Raw genomic sequence first — 22,698 nt, forward strand, 5'->3', positions numbered from 1 at the left:
CCTTAAGACATGACGTCGAGTAATGATAAAACTGATGGCAAAAAGCCACTGAAACTGAAACGCCCGAACACACTGGAACTCAAGAAGACAGTGGAGACGGGTCAGGTTCAGCAGAGCTTCAGTCATGGTCGATCCAAAGCTGTGACTGTTGAAGTCAAACGCAGCCGTACTTTCGAGCGCAATGAAGCGGGTCGTATGAAGGCTGTTCCTGCAGGATCTGCGGCTCCGGCGGCAGAGAAGCCTGCGGAGAAGCCTGCGCCAAAGGCTGAAAAACCCGGCGCTTCCCGTCCGAAGCGTTCCGGCGGTAACAATGATCGCGGTGGCAATCGTTCCCCTGCACCGGCTTCCAAGCAGGATGTCCTGACAGATGCAGAGCGCGAAAAGCGTTTGCGCGTTCTTGAAGCGGCGAAAAAAGCGGACGAGGAAAAGAAAATCCTCGAAGAGCAGCGCCGTATCGAAGAGCAGGAACGTGCCGCTCGCGAAGCCGAGGATCGTGCCCGTCGCGAAGCTGAAGCGACCAAGGAGCGCGAGCGCGAGGAACGCGAGCGTCGCGAGATGGAAGAGGAAGAAAAGCGGATCGCTGCTGCCCAGACAGATCGCGAAAAGGGCGAGCGCGAAGCCAAGGATGCGGCGCGCGCTGCTGCCGATGCACGCAAGCGTCGTGAAAATGGCGAGGACCCTGTTGCCGTGGCCAAGGATGCCAAAGAGAAAAAAGGCAAGTCCGAGCCTGCTTCTGTTGAGGAAATGCTGGCAAACAGCCTGGGTGGTCGCGTCAAGCAGAAGAAAAACACCTTCAACATCAAACAGACAGCCAAGCCGTCTGCCGAGCCGGAGCGCCGTCGTGGCAAGCTCTCCATCGCCGAGGCGCTGGATGAGGATCGCGGTGGACGTCAGCGTTCCCTTGCCTCTGTAAAGCGTCAGCGCGAGAAGCAGAAGGCCCAGGAACGCGGCGGGAATGTCGGTGGTGGTCGTGATGGTGGTCGTGTTGTTCGCGAAGTGACACTGCCCGAGACAATCACGGTTCAGGAACTTGCGAACCGTATGGCCGAGCGCGGGACCGAGGTCATCAAGAAGCTGATGAAGATGGGCGTTATGGCGACCATCAACCAGATTATTGATGCGGATACCGCAGAGCTGGTGATCGAGGAATTCGGTCACACTGTGAAACGTGTCACAGATGCGGATATCGAGGATGTTCTGATCTCTGCAGAAGATACGGAAGAGCAGCTTCAGGCGCGTGCGCCTGTTGTGACGGTCATGGGTCACGTTGACCACGGCAAGACATCCCTGCTGGATGCAATCCGCTCTGCGGATGTTGTTTCCGGCGAGGCGGGTGGTATCACCCAGCACATCGGTGCCTATCAGGTCCGTTTGAGCACCGGCGAGCCGATCACCTTCCTGGATACACCGGGTCACGCAGCCTTTACGGAAATGCGTCTGCGCGGTGCCAACGTCACGGATGTGGTCGTTCTGGTTGTTGCTGCCGATGACGGTATCATGGAGCAGACTGTCGAGGCGATCAGCCACGCGAAGGCTGCCGAGGTTCCGATCATTGTCGCGATCAACAAGTGTGACAAGCCCGAAGCCAACCCGGATCGTGTGAAGCAGGAACTGCTGCAACACGAACTGATCGTGGAAGACATGGGCGGTGACATTCTGGCCATCGAGGTTTCTGCCAAGACACGCCAGGGGCTGGACAAGCTGGAAGAAGCCATTCTGCTGCAGTCCGAACTTCTGGAGCTGAAAGCAAACCCGGATCGTTCTGCCGTTGGTACTGTCGTTGAGTCCAGGCTGGACAAGGGCCGTGGTGCGCTGGCATCCATCCTGATCCAGAAAGGCACGCTCAATGTTGGTGATGTGTTCGTGACCGGTACCGAGTGGGGCCGTGTCCGTGCCATGGTCAACGAGCGTGGCCAGAAGGTCAAGCAGGCTGGCCCGTCCCAACCTGTCGAGGTTCTGGGTCTGAACGGTGTCCCGAATGCCGGTGAGGATTTCATCGTCGTTGAAGAGGGTGAAGCCAAGGCGCGCAACATTTCGGAGTTCCGCTCCCAGCGTGCGAAGGAACTGGACATTGCGAAATCCAGCCGCGGTACTCTGGAGCAGATGCTGGCACGCCTGAAAGAGGGTTCTGTAGAAGAGCTGCCTGTGATCATCAAGGCGGATGTTCACGGTTCCATGGAAGCCATCGCAACCAGCCTGAACAAGCTGGGAACAGACGAGGTGAAGGTCAATATTCTTCACTCCGGCGTTGGTGCCCTGAACGAGTCCGATATCACACTGGCGAACTCGACCGGTGCGCTGGTTATTGCCTTCAACGTTCGTGCGAACCCGCAGGCGCGTGATCTTGCCCGTCAGGAAAAGGTCGACATCCGTTACTATTCCATCATCTACAATGTTGTGGACGATGTGAAAGCGGCGATGTCCGGTCTGCTGGAGCCAGAACAGCGCGAGAAGTTCCTGGGTTACGCGGAAATCCGCGAAATCTTCAAGAACTCCAAGGTTGGCAAGGTTGCCGGTTGTATGGTTACGGATGGTATCGTTCAGCGTGGCGCGAAGGTTCGCCTGCTGCGTGACAACGTTGTCATTCACGATGGCACACTGAAAACGCTGCGTCGCTTCAAGGACGAGGTGAAGGAAGTGCGCGAGGGTTACGAGTGCGGTATGGCATTTGAAAACTACTCCGACATCCAGCCTGGCGACCAGATCGAGTGTTACATCATTGAGGAAATTGCGCGCGAGCTTTAAGCCTGCTGCTGTTTCATCTGAAGATCGTGGGGGCTGGTCCGGTATCAGCCCCCGCTTGTTTTGTGAAGACGCGAGCAAAGCGTCTCTCTGTATGAGGTCAGTGTCATGTCCAGACAATCGGACAACAGAAGTGGTCAGCCGCGCTCCCAACGTCAGTTGCGTGTGGGTGAAGAGCTGCGTCACGCCCTTGCGGAAATCCTGCCGCGTCACACCTTGAATGATCCGGTGCTTTACGATCTGTCCATTACTGTGACAGAGGTTCGTGTCAGCCCCGATCTCAAGAACGCGACGGCTTTCGTCGTTCCTCTCGGCGGGGCAGATCTGCCCGGGGTTGTGCGGGCCCTGAACAAGGCCAGTGCCTATTTCCGGCGCGAGATTTCCGGTATGATGAACCTTCGTTCTGTGCCGCGTATCGGTTTCGAGGAAGACCTGTCCTTTGACGAAGCCGACAAGATCAATCAACTGCTCCACTCTGCACATGTGGCGCAGGATCTGAATCGTGACGAGGCGTCGAACAGCATTGATTTTGAAGCGCTGGCCAATGCCGATGATGACGAGGACGACGACCGCTAGGTCATCCGGGCAGGAGCGAGGCTCATGGGGCGAAAGAAGAAGGGCAACCCGGTGCACGGCTGGCTGGTTCTGGACAAGCCGACTGGAGTGACCTCCACGCAGATGGTGGGCAGGGCCCGCCGCTTGCTGAATGCACAGAAAGCCGGACATGGCGGCACGCTTGATCCTCTGGCAACGGGCATTCTTCCGCTTGCTTTCGGGGAAGCGACCAAGACTGTTTCCTATGCCATGGACGGGCGGAAGACCTACGCCTTCTCCGTGCAGTGGGGACAGGAGACAGATTCCTGCGACAGTGACGGGCAGATCACGCAGGAGAGTGATCACCGTCCGGATGAAGAGGCCATTCGTGCTGTTTTGCCGGAGTTTCTGGGGCCCATTCAGCAGATTCCCCCGCGCTTTTCCGCGCTGAAGGTGGATGGCAAACGCGCCTACGATCTTGCGCGCAGCAATCAGGAATTCGAACTGGAAGCCAGAAGGGTCGAGATCTTCAGGCTGGAACTTCTGTCCGTGGATGGTCCCGATCAGGCAACCTTCGAGGTGGACTGCGGCAAGGGAACCTATGTGCGCTCCCTCGCACGGGATATTGCTGGAAAGCTCGGAACCCTGGGGCACATTGTCATGCTGCGAAGACTCCGAGTCGGCCCCTTCGGGCTTGAACATGCGATTTCACTGGAATCTTTGGACGCGATGGGGCATAGTCCCGCCGCTGGAGAGGAATTGCATCAGCAATTGCTCCCGATCAGAGCCGCACTGGACGACATCTCGGTGCTGGCTTTATCTGAAACGGAGGCTGCAGATCTGCGTTTCGGTCGCAAGGTGGTCCTGGATCACACACGTGCCCGAGAGCTCGCAGAGGATCTGTCCGGACGATCTGACCAGACCATTCTGGCAGAGGAAGGCGTGACACCCGTCGCGCTTTGTCAGCTGGACGATCTGATCCTGAGTCCCGTTCGTGTTTTAAACCTCTGATGCCACAGGCATCATTCTTTTGAAGGGAAAATGCGATGTCGATCACGGCTGAGCGTAAAGCCGAGCTCATCACCGAGTTCGCAACCAAAGAAGGCGATACAGGTTCTCCTGAAGTACAGGTTGCTGTACTGAGCGAGCGTATCTCCAACCTGACCGAGCACCTGAAAACCCACAAGAAAGATTTCCACTCCCGTCGTGGTCTTCTGATTATGGTTGGTCAGCGTCGCCGTCTGCTGGACTATCTGAAAAGCAAAAATCAGGCTCGTTACCAGACCCTGATCGAGCGTCTTGGCCTGCGTCGCTAAGCTTCTCGGTTGCTTGAGATTCGAAACGCTCGGTGTGAAAACATCGGGCGTTTTGTCTTTGACGCACAGCAGGGTCGGAAAAATCAAAGATTTCTGCTGTTTTTTGCATTTTGTCATTTAGCCGGACAGTGCTTTGTGAGACTATGCGAGCGTTTTCACGGCTCTGCTTTCTGCACATGAGAAAGAAGGTTGAGTCAAAGTACTGTTTTAATTGGTGTTACTTGAAAGGGCTGGAGTGACATCAGGTAAGGCCGGTCCTGCGAAAGCTGTCTGTTTTGCTCGTTTGAGAGGACAGTTTCCGTAGGTCCGGCAGAGAAGATCGGCCCTTTTATTGTTTGAAAGGCAAAAGATGTTCGACATCTATACCAAGGAAATTGAATGGGGTGGTCGCACCCTGAAACTGGAAACAGGCCGCATTGCGCGTCAGGCTGATGGCGCCGTTCTGGCGTCTTACGGTGATACATCTGTTCTCTGTACCGTCGTTGGTGCAAAAGCTGCAAAGCCCGGTCAGGATTTCTTCCCCCTGACTGTGAACTATCAGGAAAAGGCTTACGCTGCGGGCAAGATCCCGGGTGGTTTCTTCAAGCGTGAAGGACGTCCTTCCGAAAAGGAAACACTGGTTTCCCGTCTGATTGACCGTCCGATCCGCCCGCTTTTTGCGGATGGCTACCTCTGTGAAACACAGGTGATCTGTACCGTTGTCAGCCACGATCTGGAAAACGATCCGGATGTTGTTGCCATGATTGGTGCCTCTGCGGCGCTGACCATCTCCGGTCTGCCGTTCCTCGGCCCGATCGCAGGCTGCCGCGTTGGCTACAAGGATGGCGAGTACATCCTGAACCCGCGTATGACAGACTATGCAGACATGGATCTGGATCTGATCGTTGCCGGTACCAGCGAAGGCGTTCTGATGGTTGAATCAGAAGCAAGCGAACTGTCTGAAGATGTGATGCTGGGTGCTGTAAGCTTTGGTCACCAGCAGGGCGAAGCCGTGATCAATGCCATCATCGATCTGGCAGAACAGTGTGCGAAAGAGCCACGTGATCTGGCTGAAGCCGATCCGCAGGTTGCTGTCGTCAAGGACAAGCTGGTGGCTGCCGGTATCCTTGAAAAGCTGTCTGAAGCCTACAAGGAGCGCGTCAAGCAGGAGCGTCAGGCGAAGATCGCTGCTGTGAAGGAAGCGATTGTGGAAGGTTTCGAGGAAGAGGACGCTGCGATTGCAGGTGGTCTGTTCAAGAAGCTGGAGGCCGAAGTGGTCCGTGGCCAGATTCTGGACACGGGCGAGCGTATTGACGGTCGTGACACCAAGCAGGTGCGCGCGATTGACTGCCAGGTTGGCATGCTGCCCCTGACACACGGCTCTGCTCTCTTTACACGGGGCGAGACACAGGCTCTGGTGACAACCACCTTGGGGACCGGTCAGGATGAACAGATCATTGACCAGCTGGAAGGCAGCTATCGCGAGCGCTTCATGCTGCACTACAACTTCCCTCCCTATTCTGTGGGTGAAGCTGGCCGCATGGGTTCTCCGGGTCGCCGTGAAATTGGCCACGGCAAGCTGGCATGGCGTGCTGTTCACCCGAAGATGCCGGGTTCCGACAACTTCCCTTACACAGTCCGTGTTGTTTCCGAAGTGACCGAGTCCAATGGTTCGTCTTCCATGGCGACAGTCTGCGGTACTTCCCTGGCTCTGATGGATGCGGGTGTTCCGCTTGAGCGCCCTGTTGCAGGTATTGCGATGGGTCTGATCAAGGAAGGGGATCGCTTTGCTGTCCTGTCCGACATTCTGGGTGATGAAGATCATCTGGGTGACATGGACTTCAAGGTTGCCGGTACCGAAGCCGGTATCACAGCCCTGCAGATGGACATCAAGATTACTTCCATCACCAAGGAAATCATGGAGATTGCTCTGGGTCAGGCGCGCGATGGCCGTCTGCACATCCTCGGCGAGATGGGCAAGGCCCTGACAGGCAGCCGCGAAGAGGTTTCCGGCAATGCTCCGCGTATCACCACCTTCTCCATCCCTGCGGACAAAATCCGTGAAGTGATCGGTACAGGTGGCAAGGTGATCCGTGAAATCACCGAAACAACCGGTGCGAAGATTGACATCGAGGACGACGGCACAATCAAGGTTGCAGCCGTTGATTCCGAGCAGTCCGAAGCTGCTGTCAACTGGATCAAGTCCATCGTGGCGGAACCCGAGGTTGGTGTGGTTTACACCGGCAAGGTTGTTCGCGTTGTTGACTTCGGTGCCTTTGTGAACTTCATGGGTGCGCGCGACGGTCTGGTTCACATTTCCGAACTGGAAAACCGCCGTGTTGCCAAGGTCACTGACGTTGTGAACGAAGGGGACGAAGTCAAGGTCAAGTGTATCGGTATCGAGCGTGGCAAGGTCAAGCTGTCCATGAAGCGCGTTGATCAGGAAACCGGTGAGGACCTGGAAGGCAAGGAAGAAGGCGGCGAAGAGTAATCTTCAGTTTCTGACTTCTGAGAACTCGGTTTTGAAGCGGGCGTCCTGTGGGCGCCCGCTTTTCCTGTCTGTGGTGATTTTCCTGCGGACTTCGGAGGCAGAATGGTCTTATGATCCTGAATGACCCCAATTATCAACCGAGGCCGGAAATGCGTACTGTCCTGAAATTGCTTGTTTTCTCTTGCTCCCTTTTGTCTGCAGCTGTTGCCTGGGCTGATCCGGGAGAGATTGTAAAGGTTGAAGCTGCAGAAACAGCCGGGAGCTGGCGCTTCAATGTAACCGTCAGGCACGGGGATACGGGTTGGGATCACTATGCGGATGGCTGGCGTGTGGAAAATGCGCAAGGGGATGTTCTGGGATATCGTAAACTTCATCACCCTCATGAAAACGAACAGCCCTTTACGCGCAGTCTGTCCGGTGTACAGATTCCTGCAGGCACGACCGAGGTTTTCGTCAGGCTGAGTGACAACACGACAGGCTGGGCGGATGAAACCGTGAAGGTTCTTCTGAAATAGCAGGTCTGTCTGGCAGGTTGTTTGTTGGCTGCCTGATCCTGTCTGCTTCAGGGCAGGAGGGTGCGACAGAGTGTGTATGTGACAAAAAGGACAATTGAGTTGTGAATGATTCTCAACAAGTCTGGATCTGTTGATGTAGAAACCAGACAGAGTTCGTTACGATGAAACAGTTGCTTCTTTCCCTTGTCCTTTTTTTCGCTGCTCCTGCCTATGCTGCCGATATGATAATCGAAATGCTGAACAAGGACGCCGATGGCAATCGTATGATTTTCAGCGAGGAAATCGTTCGCGTTAATGTTGGTGATACTGTGACATGGGTTCCAACAGACAAGGGGCACAACGTGGAAATGGTTGCATCACCCAACAACATGACCTTCAAGTCAAAGCTGGGCAAGGAAGCGGCACTCACATTTGACACGCCAGGCGTCTATTACTACTGGTGCACGCCACACAAGGGCATGGGCATGATTGGTCTGGTGGTTGTTGGTGATGACACATCGAACCTTGATGCTGTGGCAAAGGCCAAAGCCTATGGCAGAAGCAAGAAAAAGTTCAAAAAGCTCGTTGCTGCCCTGTAGAGCGCCTTGAAATTATGTGCTTCCGGCCCCTTTTCTGTTCGCAAACCGGGAAGGGGCTTTCTTCTGCAGAAAACCTGTATCACTTCACTGGAGCTGCTGCTGCTCCGGGAACGTGTGGTGGCTGAATTCTCAGGCTTCTTCGCGCAGAATGTTCGAGAGCTTTTGCGCTGCGGTTTGAAGGCTCTCGAGATGCTTGACGGCATCTTCAAGGGACATCCGGGGGGTTGGGGCGTGAAAGGCCAGACTGGCCACCATCCGGTTGTTGGCATCCAGAATGGGCGTCGCAACGGCAACCATCCCGGCGACAAACTCTTCATTGTCGGTTGAATAGCCGCGCTTTCGGATTTCGTCGAGTTCCCGGCCCAGAAGATCGGGATCACAGAGAGTATTGTCTGTACAGCGTTCCAGTTTCCGGGTTTCAAGGATCGGAGTCAGGCGGGATTTGGGCAGGGAGCTGAGATAGAGTTTTCCGCTTGCTGTACAGTGAAAGGGAACCTGGGTTCCGATTGAAAGCTCAATTCTCAGGGGCCAGTTTGTCTCGACCCTGTCCAGATAGGTCATGTTGTGACGATCAGGGATTACGAGGTTGACGGTTTCGCCAATTTCGTCCGAAAGGGCCTGCATCACCGAAAGGCGGGCTGTTCTGGAGCGTACGGACGACATGATCCCCAGCGAGAGTGTGCGCATGCGCGGCCCGGCGGAATAGTGTTTTCCGTCTGTTTCGCGTTGCAGGAAACCGGTTTCTTCCAGCGTGACAAAAATGCGGTGAACAGTCTGTTTTGCCAGTCCCAGATTTTTGCTGATTTCCGTTGGGGTGACAGGGACACCAATCCGGGAAACCTCTTCCAGAATCAGCAAAAAACGCAGGCTTCTGGAGGAGATTTCACTTTGATCATGTGCCCCGGAGGTCATCGGCAATTCACCCTGATACTAGTTCCTGTTGGGCAGCAGGATTGTGGAAAGCTCGGGAAGGAGTGCGACGACAATCCAGACTGCAAGCAGTGAGATAAGATAGGGAACCGTATACTTCAAAAGCCTGAAATAGGGAACACCTGTTACACCGCTTGCGACATAGAGGTTGAGACCATAGGGCGGTGTGATGAAGCCGATTGATCCTCCAACCAGGAAAATCACGGCAAAATGCACAGGATCTATGCCGATCGAGTGGGCGATGGGTGCGAGGATCGGGGCCATGATGATCGTGTTGGGAAGGCTTTCCAGCACCATGCCGGCAATGAAAACCAGAGTCATGGCCGTAAAGAGGACAGCGTAGTACCCGCCCATGCCGGTGACAAAGACCTCAATGGTTTCCTTTGCGCCCAGAAGGGAGAGGATTTGCTGCATGACGACTGAAATGGCGATCATCGGAGCCAGAATGCCGGAAATCTGGGCAGAGCGCAGAACAATGCCGGGAATGTCGCGGACCCTGAAACCCTCGACCAGCAACATGTCACCATAGCTTTTGTCATTGATGTCAGCAGAGGGGTTCCTGTCCCGTTTTGTAAGGCGATAGAGCGGCAGCGAGATCAGACCGGCCAGCATGCAGAAACCGACGGTCACTCCGGCGGCCTCGGTCGGAGAGAACTTGCCGGTGTAAATGCCCCACAGGACAAGCCCGATGGCAAAGAAGCCCAGCCAGGCTCCAAAGGCCGTTTTCAGAATCCTGTTCATGTTCAGCGGGATCAGATGCCCCCAGCCGTTGCGTCGGCAAACAAGCCAGCAGGCGAACTGCATGCCGACAACCATCATGGCTCCGGGGATAATGCCACCGACAAAGAGATCTGAAATGGGCAGATTCATCAGGAAGCCGTAAACGATGAAGATAATGGAAGGCGGAATGATAATCCCGACGGTTCCGCCCGATGCAGCCGTGGCTGCAGCAAAGCGCTCGTCATAGCCTCCCTTGACCATTTCCGGATGCATCATGGCACCGATCGTTGCCGTCGTGGCCGAGTTGGAGCCGGAAATCGCAGCAAAGAGGCCGCAGGCCCCGAGGCTTGCCATGGCCAGTCCTCCTCTCAGCCAGCCCAGACAGGCATAGGCAAAGTCGGAAAGGCGCCGGGCGATTCCGGACTGGGCGATCAGATCCCCGGTCAGAATAAAGAGGGGCATGGCCAGCAGGGCAAAACCGTCCGTAAAGACATCTGCCAGGGCGACGCCGACATTGTCGAGAGTCAGTCCCAGTACAAAGCTGCAGAGAACAACCCAGAAACCGATGATGAGAAAAATGGGAACACCAAGCATGAAGAGGATGGTGACCCCTGCGGAGATGAGTGTGATCAAGGAACCGTCAGACATGGAGCCACTCCCTATTCGCCGGTAATCGCGTTCAGGGTGATCAGTGGTTTCCCCGACTTGTAGTTGTGAAGATCTTCCAGCCAGTTTTCCATCACGCGGGCGGACAGGATCAGCCAGCTGAAGGGAACGACAGCGTAGAACCACCATTGCATCACGTTGTCCGTGCCCAGCAGAATCTGGAAGTTTGCAGCAGAGTTGGCCGTTTGCTTGAGCGATGTCACCACGACAATCAGGGCAAAGACAAGCCAGAGGACCGCATCAAGTGACAGACAGAGAAACTGGCCGAAGGGCGGGAATTTCTGCCTGAACTCTGAAAAGGAAAGATGGGTGCGCAGCTTGGTGTTATAGGCGCAGCCAACCCAGGCCATGATCAGGAAAAGATAGGGCGGCAGGGTTGTCGACCAGGGCGCCTGTACCTGAAAGACAAAGCGGCGGATCACTTCAATAAAGATGATGGCTGCGATGGCCAGATAGGTTGAAACCAGCAGGCTGCGTTCAAGGTATTTGTCCAAAAAGGGTGTCTTTTGCAGAACGAGCATCAGCAGCCAGCTGCCTGGAAGCACCAGAATCAGACCGAAGAGGTAGGCTGACGGGCTGTTCAGTGCATCCGATATTTCAAAGGAGTCCATGGAGGCTAGGGCCTGAAAGATCGTTCCAAGCCCTTCAAGTAAGGAGGCCATGCAGTCTTTTCCCTGTCCATTGAATCAGGAGTCTGGCCAGCGCGCGGATCTCACGACGCACTGGCCAGAACAGTTAAGCACAAATCCTGACAGGGATCAGGCTTCTTTCCACCAGCGGCGCGGTTCAACGTTTTCCGGAAGCATGTCAGCAGGAACTTCACGGGCAATGCGGTGAATCTCGCTGTAGGTGTCAATCCCGCCGGCCCATTTGTTCAGGCGCTCACGCCATTCGGCCCAGGGTTCCGGATTGAATTCGGGCGAACACATCTCCTCGGCCATTCTGATCTCTGAATCAGGCAGGAAGGCCGGACGAACATTGTGCTGGTCGAAGAGTGTACCGGGAAGCTGCGGGTCCGAGAAACCAACGGTTTTGACCAGTGCAGCCTCGTTGGCGGCCTGAACGTGCACCTGCGCTGTGTAGGCTGATTCCAGAACGGCTTCCTGAAGCTCGGGCGACAGGCTGTCGAAGACCTTTGAAGACATGGAGGTGTGCTCTGTACCGCAGAAGAATTTCAGATCGACAGACTGGGAGACAACGGGGGACATGTTGGCGTAGGCCACAGCAGAGGCCCATGTTTCCGCCCCGTCGATCAGGCCCTGTTTCAGGCCGTCCAGTGTCTCTTCCCAGGCAACGGGAACAGGGTTCAGGTTGAGCTGCTGCATGGCAATGCGGCCCAGCTGTGTTCCCGTAACGCGGTTCTTGGTGCCGAAGAGTGTTTCCAGCTTGTTCACTGTGGGCTTGTCTGCCCATTTCTGTCCCAGCTGGATGCCGCGGAGCTCGCAGTGGCTGAACAGGAACTTCAGGCCGTGCCGTTTTTCCAGGGGATCGCGAAGAATTTTCTGGCTCTCCGGGCTGTAGAGGAAGTGGTACTGTGATGCCCTGCCCGGGAACATGTAGGCGTAATCGAGAACGTTCAGATAGGGAGCGCCACCGGCGGAGTTCTGTGTGGAGGCCGCATAGATATCCACAATACCCTGCTGGGTTTTTTTCACGCAGGACAGCTGCCCGCAAATCTGGTTGTCGCCGATAAACTCGATGCGGATTTCACCATCGGTCCGTTCTTCAAGGTCCTGCGCAAAGAACAGGGCACCGGCCCGTTCGATCAGCAGGTTTCGTGCATTGAATCCGGCGGCTCCAAACTTGAGTGTGTGCTTCGCCGGTTTCTTGAATCGTTTCTGATAGGTGCTTTCAGCTGCGTTGGCCAGAGAGGGCAAAGTGGCTGCTCCGCCCATTGTTGCTGCAGCCATCAATGTTGATGACATGCCAAACTGACCTGCGAGTCTGAACAGATCCCTGCGTGATATGTTGTTGATCTTGTTGGATATCTTCATTGTATGCCTCCCATTAACCGATTTTATTTTATTGATACTTATCGTCTCATTAAATACAAAAGCAATCTTTTTGCAAGATAAATAATGAGACTTGAAATCTCATTATTTATCAATTAAGCCTATTTTAAGGGCCTTTGGCTGCTCGGTCTTTCCACAGGAAGCCGACCTTCCATGATACGGCCCTGTGGTAGCAGCAAGCAGACCCTCAGGGGGCAGGAACAAAGCAGATGTCGAACAGGGACAGTCAACCGGAACAGCTCAGGGACGCAGAAACCTTCGATTATATTATCGTGGGAGCGGGTTCGGCGGGGTGTGTTCTGGCCAATCGGCTTTCGGCTGATCCCGGTATTCGCGTGCTGCTTCTGGAAGCAGGAGACCGGGACTGGTATCCCTGGATTCACATTCCGGTCGGCTATTTCAAAACGATCAACAACCCGAAATGGGACTGGTGTTATCAGACGGAGAGTGATCCGGGGCTGAACGGCCGTTCGATCAAGTGGCCGAGAGGCAAGACGCTCGGGGGGAGCAGTTCCATTAACGGGCTGCTGTATATCCGTGGCAACCGCTTTGACTATGACAACTGGTATGCACTGGGCAACAGGGGATGGTCCTATGAGGAGGTGCTGCCCTATTTCATGCGCTCGGAAAACCAGCAGCACGGTGCGGATGACTTCCATGGCCAGGGCGGGCCTCTCAATGTGGAGGACGCGGTGTTCAAGACGGATCTGAGTGACCGTTTTATCAAGGCCGCCGACGAGTTGGGACTGCCGGTCAAATCGGACTTCAACGGAGCCGATCAGGAGGGGGCGGGCTATTTCCAGCTTACGACCCGAAACGGGCGGCGCTGTTCTGCTGCAGTTGCTTACCTGAAATCGGTCAAACAGCGCCGGAACCTGACAGTTCTGACAGGAGCGCAGGTTCAGAGAATTCTCTTTGAAGACAGGAAAGTGACCGGTCTTCATGCCACGGTCCAGGGGCAGGAACGTTTTTTCAGGGCTGCTGGGGAAGTGATCCTCTCTGCCGGAGCGATCAATTCGCCACAGTTGATGATGCTCTCTGGGATCGGAGCTGCCGACGAGCTGCAGGACAAGGGTATTCCCCTTGTCCACGCCTTGAAGGGAGTGGGGAAAAATCTGCAGGATCACTTGCAGATCCGCATGATTTTCAGAATCAACCAGCCCATTTCCCTGAACGATCATCTGGCTTCGCCCTGGAGCAAGATGATGGCCGGTCTGGATTATATGTTGCGGCGCAAGGGACCCCTGACGCTGGCCGCCAGTCAGGTCTGCGTTTTCTGCCGTTCCGATGAAGCACTGAAAATCCCCGATCTGCAGTTCCATATGCAGCCTTTAAGTGCAGATTCCCCCGGTGAGGGATTCCATCCCTTTTCCGCCTTTACCTCTTCAACCTGTCAGCTGCGCCCCGAAAGCAGGGGGGAGATTCGCCTGAGATCGCCTGATCCGCTGGATCACCCTGCGATTCACGCGAACTACCTTTCAGCAGCAGCAGATCAGGAATCTGTTGTGGCCGGAATGAAATGGTCCCGGCGCTTTGCTGAAAGTGCGACCCTTGCTCCCCTGATTGCCGAAGAGCTGCGCCCCGGCCCGCAGGCTGCAACCGACGAGCAGCTGCTGGATGCGGGAAAGGCGCTGGCGCAGTCAATCTATCACCCTGCCGGAACCTGCAAGATGGGGCCTGCGGAAGACCCGGAAGCCGTTGTGGATGAGCGTTTGCGTGTCTATGGAGTGGACGGACTGCGTGTTGTGGATGCGTCCATCATGCCGGCCCTCGTTTCCGGAAACACCAATGCGCCAACCATCATGATAGGGGAGAAAGCCGCGGATATGATCCTCGAGGATCGCTGATCGGCTTTCTGGGTGATCTTTCTGTCCAGGGCCTGAATCGCTCTGAAAAAAACATGTTCGAGTGTCTTTGACGGGCATTTGACAGGTGGGTTTTCTCTGTAAAACGGATGATTTGAGATCTGTTTTTACGGGAATTTCCGGATTCTTTTGACGTGACAAGAACAAAACAAAAATTTTTTTATAAAGATAAAATTTGTTGTAACTGAAATATACAAATAAAAACAAAATTGATTCTATTTTAATTAACAGGAAATTAAAATGAAAACCGGATTTTAGATAATATTGAAACGATAAACGTTGAGACTGTTTTTTCGAACATCCATGATGAAGTCATCAGGTCGCCGATCTGATTAACTCTTTGAAAATCATGAAGGATTAATGTTATGGAAATGTTCGAAATTCTGTTCTCCGGTGAAAACGCAAGCACGTTTGAAGCCTTCCTGAGCTGGGGCACAGCCCTGATTTTGTCAATTGTTGCTTTTGAAGGTGTGTCTTCCAGCTGAGTGCTTCAGCTTGTTCCCTGATAAAGGCTGAAGCAGAAGCAGGTTCCTTCCTGCGATTTGCCGGGTTGCCGGAACTGGATCTCCGGCAGGCTCTTATCGGAACAGACATTTTGAAGCATTCTGCTTCAGAAAACCGGGTCACTGCAACTTGTCCTGTCTGATGGTTTGATGACCGAATGACAGCCCCTCAGTACCTTGCCCCGTTTTGTCTGAAGTGTATTTCCTCTGCCCCGTCTCGCAAATCAAGGGCGAAAAAGGCGAAGGCAGTTCAAAAACCGGGATATGACATGATCGTGGCGTATGCGGTCAGCACAAGGCATCCGGTTTCTGTTTCTCCTGCTGCAAGAGGCGAATTTCACGCCGGGTCAGCAAAACCTGTCCGTTTTCTGCAAGGGCATGATCTTTCCGGGAGCTTTCATTCACCGCTCCCCCGGTGAAACAAGATCAATCCCTTGTTTGTTGTAAAACCTCCCCCCTTTTCAGATGAAATACAAGTGCCGTCAATTCCGGTAAAGTTGCCGGTTTTCCTTTTGTGGTCCGAGTGCCTTTGTATTCGAATATCTTCAGTAATTTTATTGCCCTTTTGGTCTGAACTCTTGATTAACTATTGCTTAAGGCGAATAAATTTATAGTTGTGATAGTTTAATTAATTTTGCAGGCGGAATTGACATGATCAAGAACATGAAGATTGGTCTTAAACTCAATATCTTTGTCGGCTTAATGATTGCATTTGTGGCGGTTACAGAAGGCATCCTGTCTTACTACGAAACAAAGATTTCTTTGGAGTACGAAGTAAAGCACGAGCTGGAAGCAATTCTTGAGAGCCGATATGATGCCCTTCACACAGACCTGGATACAATCAAGCAGGAATTGATCCTTGTCGCAGACAATCCCAACACCATTGCGGCCTTCGAGGCTTTTGACGAAGCGTGGGAATATGTTCCGGGCAACAGGATTGAGACGCTCCACAAGCTTTATATCGAGGACAATCCGAACCCGACGGGTGAAAAGGACAAGTTGAACCAGGCACCAGGTGATCTGATGTACAACGCGGTTCATGCCCAGTATCACCCCTGGTTCCGGGAGCTGCTCGTCAAGCGGGGCTATTACGATATTTTCTTCTTCAATCCGAATGGTGATCTTGTCTATTCCGTTTTCAAGGAGCTGGATTACGCCCAGAATTTTGTGACGGGTCCCTACAAGGACAGCGGGCTTGCAGCTGTTTTCACCGGCGCATCGGTTGTGAACGATCCCGACAAGCTGACCTTTGATGATTACAGGCCCTATGCGCCCAGCAACGGGGCTCCGGCTGCCTTTGTGGCACGCAAGATTGTCGATGCAAACGGCAAGAACCTTGGTGTTCTGGCTTTCCAGATGCCTATTGCCCGGATCAACAAGCATCTGGCTCAGTATGCGGGCATGGGAGAACTGGGTGAGAGCTATCTGGTGGGCACAGACCATCTGATGCGCAGTGCATCACGCTTTGATGAGAACTCCATTCTGACCCAGGTGATTGAAACAGATTCTGTTGAAAGAGGACTGGCCGGTGAGGAAAGCATTATCACCAACCAGAGCTACACCGGCTATGAAACTGTTGCAGGGTTCATGCCCGTTGATTTTCTGGGAACGCGTTGGGTCCTGGTTGTGGAACTGGCATCTCACGAGGTTTTTGAACCTCTGAACACAGTGATTCGGGACATTGCCATGCTGGTTGTGGTCATGCTGATCCTGAGCCTTGTGATCACCTACCTGGCCTCGAGAACCCTGACCGTGCCGATCACCAGGATGACCAGTGCTCTGACGTCTCTGGCAGAAGGCAAACTGGAAACGAATATCGAGGGGCTGGATCGTCGCGACGAGGTTGGCGAAATGGCGCAGGCCGCCCAGGTCTTCAAGGAGAACATCGCAGAAAATGTCCGGGTGGCTGCTGAACGTGCAGAAGAACAGAAGCTTTCACTGGAGCAGCAGCGCAAACAGTCGCTCGAGATGGCTGACCTTCTGGAAAGCTCTGTCCTGAGCGTTGTTGAAGGTGTTCAGGGACAGACCAGCACTGTGAATGACAGTCTGGCAGAGCTCGCGGATGATGCCGAGCAGTCGAACCGCCTGTCACAAACAGCGCGGGGCCGCTCCGAGGAAGTGAATGGCAAGATGCAGACCATTGCTTCTGCAACTGAAGAGCTGGCGGCTTCCATTCAGGAAATCAACAATCAGGCTGTTCAGGCGTCCAAGGTCACGGCCGAGGCTGTAAGCGAAGCGAATGAGTCGTCCCAGCAGGTTGAAGGCCTGCTGGAAGCGGCAGACCAGATTGGTGAAATCATCAGTCTGATTGAAAACATTGCAGCACAGACGAACCTGCTGGCGCTCAATGCCACCATTGAGGCTGCGCGTGCGGGTGAGGCCGGCAAGGGCTTCGCTGTTGTTGCCAGTGAAGTAAAGGCACTGGCGAACCAGACGGCGAAGGCGACCGAGCAGATTTCCAGCCAGATTGGCGAAATCCGGGAGGCCACAACCCAGGCCAGCAAGGCGATCACAAAGATTTCCACAGCGGTTTCCTCTGTCGGGGAAGTGACGGAAGCCATCACGCAATCCGTTGAACAGCAGGATTCTGCCACGCGGGAGATTGCCTCGAACGTTCAGGAAGTCGCATCTGATTCAAACTCGATGTCAGAGGAAATCCTGGATATCTCGAACTCGTCCCAGAAGGCGGGAACCATGACACGCAGCTCGCTGGGATGTGTTCAGGAACTGGCGGCTTCCAGCAAGGAACTGCAAACCAAGGTGCGCGAGTATCTGCAAACCCTGCGTCAGTCGAAGGCTGGCAACAGGAGAGCCGATGATCGCTATCCTGCCAATGGTATGAACATCACTGTGATTCATGAGGGTTCGGAATACTCTGTCGAGTTGATGGACCTCTCGAAAAGTGGTGCGCGGATTGTTGTCCGCTGTGCTGATGGTCAGTGTCTGCATGAGAAGCTCAGCATCGGGGAATACGTGACTTTCCGCTTTATGGAAGGCTGCGAGCTGCAAGGTGCTGTGATCCGTCTGGATGACAAGGGCTTTGCCGTGGATCAGTTCGAGATGAATGAAGAGAAATTGCAAGACATTCTGACAAGACTGGGTCATCCGGCCCGTCTGGAAGAGGTTGCATGAGACCTGAAGGCCTGTGACGGAAAAAGCCCTGCTTCGAAAGATCGGAGCAGGGCTTTTCTGTCAGGTCTTGCAGAAACTGTCAGCCCTGCAGCGGCAAAACGTGTTTCCACGGGCTGATGCGGACGGACTCGAACAGGCCAGCCTTGGCATAGGGATCGTTTTTGGCCCATTCCTGCGCAGCTTCCAGACTGTCAAAGTCGATTACGAGCAGTGAGCCGACCATCTGTTCCCCGTCATCGGACAGCAGCGGGCCGCCACAGAGCATTCTGTCATTGACGCCTTTGGCGTATTCCAGGTGTGCCTCGCGGTTTTCAGCGCGAACATGGGTGTGACCCGGTTTATCGACGCAATAGAAAGCAAACTTCATAGAAAAGATCCTGTCTGTTTATGCTGTTGAAGCAAGAAAGGGTTCTGCCCGTTGCGGGCGGTTGAGCAATTCGCTGATCACTGTGTCCAGCGGTTCGTTCCGATGCAAGACTTTATGAACGGCCTGGCAGATCGGCATGTCCAGCTGCAGCTTTTGCGCAAGGGCCGTGACTGACTCTGCGGAGGAGACGCCTTCGGCAACAGTGTTGCGGCTGTTGAGGTGTTCCTGAAGGGACTGCCCCTGCCCCAGGGCAAATCCCAGCGCGTAGTTCCGTGACTGTCTGGCCGTACAGGTCAGCGTCAGATCGCCAAGACCGGACAGGCCCATCAGGGTCTCTGCGCGGCCTCCACAGGCCAGACCGAGACGGATCATCTCTGAAAGTCCACGGGAAATCAAAGCTGCCCTGGCATTGTCGCCAAGCTGCCGTCCCTCGACAATGCCGCAGGCAATGGCGATAACATTTTTGACGGCTCCTCCGATCTCTGATCCCTGAATGTCATCTGTATAATACATTCTGAAGGATTTTGAGGAGAAAGTGTCAATAAAGCGTCCGGCCCATTCCCGGTCATCCGCAGCAAAGGTGACGGCGGTCGGCAGGCCTTTTGCCACTTCGATTGCAAAGGTTGGTCCCGAAAGCACACAGACAGGGTGGGAGGGTGCAATCTCCCGGATCATTTCCGTCATCAGCAGGCCGCTGCTGATCTCCACACCCTTGGTACAAAGCACCAGTGGCACAGCTTTCGGGAGAAGAGGCAGGGCCTGAAGCAATATGGACCGCAGGTGCTGTGCCGGAACAGCGAGGATCAGGCTGTTGCAACCGGACAGATCAGACAGCTCGCAGGTGGCTTTCAGTTTTTCGGGAAAGGCAACGCCTTTGAGATAGCGGGTGTTTTCCCTTTCGCGGGCCATGGCTTCGGCCTGTTCCGGCTTTCGGCACCACAGCAGTGTCTCGTTGCCCTGGCGTGCAGACTGGATGGCCAGAGCCGTTCCCCAGGCACCGGCACCCAGCACAGCGATTTTGAAAGGCGGGTTCTGCATGGTCATGATGCCCTGTCGCTTTCGGTGGCGCCCTTGAGCTGGTCAAGAGGCCAGCGTGGTCGGGCCGGCGTTGCGAAGTCATCACTCAGGCCCAGACGCAGACGCTCGAGGCCAGCCCAGGCAATCATGGCACCATTGTCTGTACAGAGTGCAACAGGTGGGGCGAGCAGTTCGGTTTTCCGGCTTGTGCAGAGGGCTGTCAGCTTTTCTCTCAGGGCGATATTGGCGGCAACACCGCCAGCAACGACCAGCGGGCCACACTGCCCAAACTCGCTTTCAAAAAGATCCATTGCCTTTTTGCAGCGATCCAGAAGAACATCACCAACGGCTGCCTGAAAGGATGCCGCGAGATCTGAGCGATCCTGATCGCTCAGCAGGGCTGGGTCGGCATCCCTGCCAATCAGACCTTCGATCTTGTTGCGGACCGCTGTTTTAAGGCCGGAGAAGGAAAAATCGCATCCCGGCCGACCCTTCATGGGGCGGGGCAGATCAAAGCGTTTGGGATCTCCATTGCGGGCACAGCGCTCCAGATGAGGGCCGCCGGGGTAGGGCAGTCCCATCATCTTGGCTGTTTTGTCGAAGGCTTCCCCAACGGCATCGTCGATGGTGCTGCCCAGCTTTTTGTAGCGACCAACGCCCTCGACCGAGAGCAGCTGGCAGTGTCCGCCGGACACCAGGAGCAGAAGGTAGGGGAAGGCTGCTGCTTCTGCGCCTTCGGTCAGTCGTGCTGTGAGCGCATGACCTTCAAGATGGTTGACGGCGATAAAGGGCAGTTTGCGCGCCGCAGCAATGGATTTGGCTGTCATCATGCCCACGAAAACACCACCGATCAGCCCCGGTCCGGATGTTGCGGCAATTCCGTCAAGATCGGCAAAGGTCAGTTCGGCCTCTTCCAGTGCTTCACGGATCAGGCGATCCAGATGTTCCATGTGGCTTCTGGCAGCGATCTCGGGAACCACGCCGCCATAGGGGCGGTGTTCGTCGAGCTGTGACAGGACCTTGTTGGCCAGAATTCTGTGTTCGCTGTCGACAACAGCCGCAGCAGTTTCATCACAGCTTGTCTCGATGCCTAGAACGATCATGAGGTTTCCTTGAGACTCCGGATTCCATGAAGAGGGCAGGTTCCGGGGCGGTCTTTTCATCCGGTTTGATGCAACAAATGACAGTATTGATACCGATATAGCCCTTCCTGTGCAAAAGGCAAAGATTCAGCTTGATAAAAAGACAGAGGACTGTATCAGTTTTTGTTGAAACAAAAGTGCAACAAAATTGTAAAAAACCGCTGCATTTTATTGAAAACCGACTCTTGAATGCGCTGAGAAGCAAAGCCTGTGACCGGCTTGAATCAGGCTGTGAGTGTTTGGAGGCCTGATGGATACGACGCTGGCTCTTATCGTGCTGACTTCTGCTGTTTTGCACCCGCTTTGGAATGCCCTGATCAAGGGGCGGGACAATCAGCGCTCCTATTACATTGTCTTTACCATGGGCCTGAGCTTCTTTGCCTTTCTGACAGCGCTCTGGCACGGGCATGATTTCATGCAGATCCTTGATGTCTGGCCCTATGCCCTGTGGTCCCTCTGTGGGCAGTTCTTTTATGGAATCGGTTTGATCTACGTCCTGCGGCACGGTGATCTGTCGGCCTTTTATCCCATTGTGCGTTCGACACCTCTGGTTGTTGTTCTGGCGTCTGTTCTGTTCTTTTCTGCGTCCTACAGTCTGATGAGCCTGCTCTTTATCGGCATGGTTCTGTTGGGTGGCGTGATTCTGCAGTACCGCAGGGGCAAGAATCTTCTGGAAAATCCACGCATTCTGGGAATGGCCATTCTGGCGCTTTTCGGCACCGGCTTCTATTCCCTGGCTGATGCAGAGATGGTCCAGCGCATTCCGGCTTCAGTGACCATGGCCTGGGTGGACGGAATCAACGCGGTCCTGATGCTGGTCTTTTTCACCTTTATTGACAGATCCTTCCAGACGACCCGGAATGTCAGCAAGATTCTCAGGCATCATCTGCCCTTTGCCCTGCTGATCGGTGCTCTCGGGTTCGGGTCCTACCAGATGATTCTCTACACCTTTGCACAGGGAGCGGATGTGGCGCTGGTTTCAACCCTGCGACAGGCTTCCATTCCTGTCTCGGTCCTGATCGGGGGGCTGTACTTCAGGGAAGGTGCCATTCTGAGGCGTTTTCTGGCATCGCTTGTCATGGCGGCCGGGATTGCAGGTATTCTCAGTATCTAGCCCTGTTCTTGTGCGTTTCTGTCGCCTTGCCCTGTCCGGCAGGCCGGAGTATGGTGCAGGCAAGCAACAAAACGGGGCTTTTGCGTCTGGAGCAAGGTCCTGAAAAGAGACTGAGGATTACATGGCAGATACCCCCCTTCTTCGCCTTGGAACACGTGGCAGCCCGCTGGCTCTGGCACAGGCGTATGAAACGCGTCGCCTTCTGGCAGAAGCACATCCGGAGCTTTCCGGTGAAGGTGCAATAGAGGTTGTTGTGATTCAGACAACAGGCGACATGATTCAGGACCGGGCGCTGTCTGCAATTGGTGGCAAGGGCCTCTTTACCAAGGAGATCGAGGACGGTCTGCAGGATGGCTCGATTGATATCGCTGTTCACTCGATGAAGGATGTTCCGACCTGGTTGCCGGACGGTCTGGAAATCAGCACCGTTCTGGAGCGGGAAGATCCGCGGGATGCTTTCTTTTCAAACAGGGCAACCTCGCTTGCCGACCTGCCCCGGGGGGCTGTTGTTGGTTCTGCCTCCCTGCGCAGACAGGCCCAGATCAAGGCGTTCCGTCCCGATCTGGAGGTCATCACCTTCCGCGGTTCTGTACAGACAAGACTGCGCAAGCTGGAAGAAGGTCAGGTGGATGCAACGCTTCTGGCTGTTGCAGGGCTGAACCGCCTTGGCAAGAGTGATCTGATCACGGCGGCTCTGAGCACAGAGGAAATGCTGCCGGCCCCGGCTCAGGGGGCTGTCGGGCTGGAAATCCGGAGTGACAATGACCGTGTCAGAGCGCTTGTCGATGCGATTGATCATCGCCCGACGGCCCAGCGGATTTCTGCAGAACGTGCCTGCCTTGCCGAGCTTGATGGCTCCTGCCGCACACCGATTGCGGCACTGGCCGAGCTGGACGGGGAGCAGTTGCACCTGCGTTGTCTGCTTGCTGCGCCCGATGGCAGTGAAATTTTCAGAACAGAGCGCAAGGGTTCTGTTCAGGAGGCTGTGTTGATGGGGCAGGACGCTGGCCGCGACCTGAAAGCCCAGGCCGGTGAGGATTTCTTCAGAATGATTCAGGAACAGGCCGGACACTGA

18 protein-coding genes are annotated in these 22,698 nt (G+C 54.8%); 11 read left to right on the forward strand and 7 right to left on the reverse strand.

The window, feature by feature from the left end; translation table 11 throughout:
- The first annotated feature begins 9 nt into the window (after nt 1–9).
- From infB to AAAH10_RS13820, 7 genes are all read left to right on the forward strand, one after another.
- A complete protein-coding gene (gene infB / locus AAAH10_RS13790; RefSeq protein WP_343564548.1) occupies nt 10–2,745 on the forward strand; it encodes a translation initiation factor IF-2 in 2,736 nt (911 codons plus the stop codon).
- A 105-nt stretch (nt 2,746–2,850) separates the two neighbouring features.
- Nucleotides 2,851–3,318, forward strand: a complete 468-nt coding sequence (gene rbfA / locus AAAH10_RS13795; protein ID WP_343564550.1) for a 30S ribosome-binding factor RbfA — start codon at nt 2,851–2,853, stop codon at nt 3,316–3,318.
- Between the two features lie 24 nt (nt 3,319–3,342).
- On the forward strand, nt 3,343–4,287 hold the full coding sequence (gene truB, locus AAAH10_RS13800; protein WP_343564552.1) for a tRNA pseudouridine(55) synthase TruB: 945 nt from the start codon (nt 3,343–3,345) through the stop codon (nt 4,285–4,287).
- Between the two features lie 35 nt (nt 4,288–4,322).
- Complete coding sequence (gene rpsO, locus AAAH10_RS13805; RefSeq protein WP_343564554.1) at nt 4,323–4,592, forward strand: 30S ribosomal protein S15; 270 nt, start codon at nt 4,323–4,325, stop codon at nt 4,590–4,592.
- Nucleotides 4,593–4,941: 349 nt separating this feature from the next.
- Nucleotides 4,942–7,062 (forward strand): polyribonucleotide nucleotidyltransferase, encoded by a 2,121-nt coding sequence (gene pnp, locus AAAH10_RS13810; protein WP_343564556.1) that lies wholly within the window; start codon nt 4,942–4,944, stop codon nt 7,060–7,062.
- A gap of 110 nt (nt 7,063–7,172) precedes the next feature.
- Entirely contained in the window at nt 7,173–7,577 is a 405-nt protein-coding gene (locus AAAH10_RS13815; RefSeq protein ID WP_343564558.1) for a hypothetical protein, read from the forward strand.
- A 161-nt stretch (nt 7,578–7,738) separates the two neighbouring features.
- Entirely contained in the window at nt 7,739–8,155 is a 417-nt protein-coding gene (locus AAAH10_RS13820) for a pseudoazurin (RefSeq protein WP_343564560.1), read from the forward strand.
- 129 nt (nt 8,156–8,284) lie between these two features.
- Here AAAH10_RS13820 and AAAH10_RS13825 read toward each other — a convergent pair whose 3' ends face one another.
- From AAAH10_RS13825 to AAAH10_RS13840, 4 genes are all read right to left on the reverse strand, one after another.
- A complete protein-coding gene (locus AAAH10_RS13825; RefSeq protein WP_343564562.1) occupies nt 8,285–9,067 on the reverse strand; it encodes an IclR family transcriptional regulator in 783 nt (260 codons plus the stop codon).
- Nucleotides 9,068–9,085: 18 nt separating this feature from the next.
- Nucleotides 9,086–10,453 (reverse strand): TRAP transporter large permease, encoded by a 1,368-nt coding sequence (locus AAAH10_RS13830; protein ID WP_343564564.1) that lies wholly within the window; start codon nt 10,451–10,453, stop codon nt 9,086–9,088.
- Between the two features lie 11 nt (nt 10,454–10,464).
- Nucleotides 10,465–11,133, reverse strand: a complete 669-nt coding sequence (locus AAAH10_RS13835) for a TRAP transporter small permease (protein WP_343564567.1) — start codon at nt 11,131–11,133, stop codon at nt 10,465–10,467.
- Nucleotides 11,134–11,229: 96 nt separating this feature from the next.
- On the reverse strand, nt 11,230–12,396 hold the full coding sequence (locus AAAH10_RS13840) for a TRAP transporter substrate-binding protein (protein ID WP_343564569.1): 1,167 nt from the start codon (nt 12,394–12,396) through the stop codon (nt 11,230–11,232).
- Nucleotides 12,397–12,692: 296 nt separating this feature from the next.
- On the opposite strand from AAAH10_RS13840, the gene AAAH10_RS13845 reads away from it, so the two are divergent.
- Both AAAH10_RS13845 and AAAH10_RS13850 read left to right on the forward strand, forming a co-directional pair.
- Nucleotides 12,693–14,330, forward strand: coding sequence for a GMC family oxidoreductase (locus AAAH10_RS13845; protein ID WP_343564571.1), 1,638 nt, complete (start codon nt 12,693–12,695; stop codon nt 14,328–14,330).
- A 1,172-nt stretch (nt 14,331–15,502) separates the two neighbouring features.
- Entirely contained in the window at nt 15,503–17,983 is a 2,481-nt protein-coding gene (locus tag AAAH10_RS13850) for a methyl-accepting chemotaxis protein (RefSeq protein ID WP_343564573.1), read from the forward strand.
- Between the two features lie 79 nt (nt 17,984–18,062).
- Here the strand turns inward: AAAH10_RS13850 and AAAH10_RS13855 are convergent, their stop codons facing one another.
- The 3 genes from AAAH10_RS13855 to tsaD are packed head-to-tail and all read right to left on the reverse strand — an operon-like array spanning nt 18,063 to nt 20,470.
- Nucleotides 18,063–18,350 (reverse strand): YciI family protein, encoded by a 288-nt coding sequence (locus AAAH10_RS13855; protein WP_343564575.1) that lies wholly within the window; start codon nt 18,348–18,350, stop codon nt 18,063–18,065.
- Nucleotides 18,351–18,368: 18 nt separating this feature from the next.
- Entirely contained in the window at nt 18,369–19,388 is a 1,020-nt protein-coding gene (locus AAAH10_RS13860; protein WP_343564577.1) for an NAD(P)H-dependent glycerol-3-phosphate dehydrogenase, read from the reverse strand.
- 2 nt (nt 19,389–19,390) lie between these two features.
- Nucleotides 19,391–20,470 (reverse strand): tRNA (adenosine(37)-N6)-threonylcarbamoyltransferase complex transferase subunit TsaD, encoded by a 1,080-nt coding sequence (gene tsaD / locus AAAH10_RS13865; protein WP_343564579.1) that lies wholly within the window; start codon nt 20,468–20,470, stop codon nt 19,391–19,393.
- A 289-nt stretch (nt 20,471–20,759) separates the two neighbouring features.
- Between tsaD and AAAH10_RS13870 the strand changes: the two genes are divergently transcribed.
- Entirely contained in the window at nt 20,760–21,623 is an 864-nt protein-coding gene (locus AAAH10_RS13870; protein WP_343564581.1) for a DMT family transporter, read from the forward strand.
- A gap of 121 nt (nt 21,624–21,744) precedes the next feature.
- Nucleotides 21,745–22,698: a hydroxymethylbilane synthase gene (hemC, locus tag AAAH10_RS13875; RefSeq protein WP_343564583.1), complete on the forward strand. Its 954-nt coding sequence runs from the start codon at nt 21,745–21,747 to the stop codon at nt 22,696–22,698.

Origin of the sequence: Carbonatibacter coralli (assembly GCF_039592655.1) — a bacterium.
In the GTDB taxonomy this organism is placed as follows: domain Bacteria; phylum Pseudomonadota; class Alphaproteobacteria; order Kiloniellales; family Kiloniellaceae; genus Carbonatibacter; species Carbonatibacter coralli.